The sequence below is a fragment of the Methylophaga sp. UBA5088 genome (assembly GCF_002414625.1).
GTDB classification, from domain to species: Bacteria; Pseudomonadota; Gammaproteobacteria; order Nitrosococcales; family Methylophagaceae; genus Methylophaga; species Methylophaga marina.
Genome location: NZ_DIAC01000136.1, coordinates 1,573 through 3,646, shown reverse-complemented (window position 1 = coordinate 3,646; position 2,074 = coordinate 1,573). Strand labels below are relative to the sequence as shown.

The 2,074-nt window shown below is 43.5% G+C and carries 3 protein-coding genes and 1 pseudogene; all 4 read right to left on the bottom strand.

Annotation, left to right across the window (positions count from 1 at the left end; genetic code table 11):
- Positions 1-784: HAMP domain-containing protein (locus tag B4K20_RS16900; protein WP_289283811.1), on the bottom strand; the 784-nt coding region annotated here is incomplete at its 3' end.
- Positions 781-1,098 (bottom strand): thiosulfate oxidation carrier complex protein SoxZ, encoded by a 318-nt coding sequence (gene soxZ / locus B4K20_RS16895; protein ID WP_286303792.1) that lies wholly within the window; start codon positions 1,096-1,098, stop codon positions 781-783. The genes soxZ and B4K20_RS16900, both read right to left, overlap by 4 nt.
- On the bottom strand, positions 1,098-1,583 hold the full coding sequence (locus B4K20_RS16890; protein WP_289244538.1) for a thiosulfate oxidation carrier protein SoxY: 486 nt from the start codon (positions 1,581-1,583) through the stop codon (positions 1,098-1,100). Before B4K20_RS16890 ends, soxZ begins: the two co-directional genes overlap by 1 nt.
- A gap of 5 nt (positions 1,584-1,588) precedes the next feature.
- A pseudogene (locus B4K20_RS16885) lies at positions 1,589-2,074 on the bottom strand (M48 family peptidase); the annotation flags it as partial.

The following is a 2,074-nucleotide window of genomic DNA, read 5'->3' as shown; positions in this document are numbered from 1 at the left end:
GGGTTTGCTTTGCGAATAAACGTTCAGCTGTGGAGTTACAAAAGGTGATATTACCTGCGTGATCTAAAGACAAAATAGCATCACCAGACTGTCTTACCAGCATCGCTAAGCGTTGATTTTCAGCCATACTTAATTCAAGCGCTTGTCCCATCCGGTTGAATGTCTGACTGATCTGATTCATCTCTCCCAAGCTAAAATCAGGTAAACGTAGATGCAGATCACCTTTTTCAAACGCCGATAGTACCTGTAATAATCTCTGCAATGGTCGTAGAAACCAGTCTACCCCCCAATAGAGAAAAATACTGACAAACACAAAAACGACTAAGCCTAGAGCCAGGATACCTCGAATATCCATCCAACGGTCACTGATTTCCTGCATTGGCGCTGCATAAATGACCATATGCCCAGTGCCAAAACGTTTCGACAATGGTGTAATTTCAGGAAACAGTACTTTCACAAACCACTCTGGTGGTTCAACTTTAAGCGTTTCATCAGGCTCACCTTCAAATAACAAGCCCTGTGTGTCGAACATCAGAATATGTAAACTTCTGATTTGGCTTAACGCTTTGACCATTTCATGAATTTGTTCGTTAATACCATGTTCGCGATTGAGAGGCTTATCTGCCAAAGTCAAGGTGATCAATCGTGCTGCAGCATTCATTGTATCTTCGACTTCAACTTGCACTGATTGGCGTGCATTGGATATCAATACACCTGTACTTGCCAGTAATGAAAGCAATAATAATGCGGTAAAAAATAGATTAACTTTTAATTTAAGACTCATCGTAACTCAGTTTCAGTTACGCCTTTGGCGCCAAGGTTATCCACCCAACGAATCATGATCTTGTCACCCACGGCTCCGCCAGCTAACTGAAAAGAAAAATACGGGTTACGTGCAGTAGCGGTTCCACATTTTAAAGCCATGACTTCATTTCCATTTCGCCAACAGCGAATATCTTGAATAAACTCCGCGGGAATCAGTTCACCGTTTTCATCTTTAGCTCTTCCCGTATGCATTGGGTGAGCAAGCAATAAACGAACAGTGGTATCACCATCTTTCAACTTCGCACGAATTCGATCTCTAGCAGTAATGGCCATTAAGCACAGCCTCCAATATCCACTGAAATATCACGTGAGGTTTTATATAACTTACCATCCGCTCTGATAACGGCGATTATTTTTGAATCTTCAGCGACTTTAATCATGCTCTTGAATGGCAGTTTCACATCGGCCGTCAATTCAATACTCATAGCCAGTGGATTAGGATTTTTATCAACTAAAATAGCTATGCGTTCAATATCTTCCAGCGAAGAATGCACTTCAAAAGGTACCGAAGCACCATTCACAGCATAACTTGGAGGCGAGCCGACTTTAAAGCTGACTTTCTCTGCAGGAATATCTTGGGCCTGACCTAGCAATGCTAATAACGCATCCTCAACCGTGTCTGCCGTAAAAGCATCTGCAGGCCAATGTGCTAAAACACGCTTGGGAGCTAATAAACCTGAACTCGCCACCAATGCCAATGTCGAGGCTGAGATAGCACTCTTTAAAAAATCTCGTCGGCTTTTGTCTGAATTCTCCATCACGTTTAATTTTCCATTTCGCTCATGGCATTCTCAACTTCTCTCAACCTTGAAGCAATTTTTGATAGTTGATACTCATTTCGGCCTGCTGCCTCTGCAGCTAGATGCAGCTGGTCTGCAGCCGCTTTGAGTAAACCAGACTCATAATAGTACTCTGCAAGCCAGGCATGTGACTCACTTTTTTGCCCCATGTCCCCTTTCGCTTGCGCCATCAGTCTGTATATCTGGCGCCCGCCCTCACCTAGCTCTATTTGTGTTTGTAATAACTTCGCCGCTTCTGCAGGTCTAGCCGTTCTTAACAGAGCATGGACCTGATTCAAAGTCAGCGCACGATCATCAGGGTACAATCGCTGATTATCTTCGTAAATATCGAGTGCTGCTTTTACTCTGCCCACAGATAATTCGATATCCGCTAAAGCGAGTTGATAGGCTAAGCGATCAGGTTCTTTGTCTATTAATGGCATCAAACGCTGGCGAGCCGCTGTGTATTG

What these genes read in the sequence shown, in the direction of transcription:
- soxZ (WP_286303792.1), bottom strand. Translation starts at nt 1,098, where the DNA reads ATGGCCATTACTGCTAGAGATCGAATTCGTGCGAAGTTGAAAGATGGT.
- B4K20_RS16890 (WP_289244538.1), bottom strand. Translation starts at nt 1,583, where the DNA reads ATGGAGAATTCAGACAAAAGCCGACGAGATTTTTTAAAGAGTGCTATC.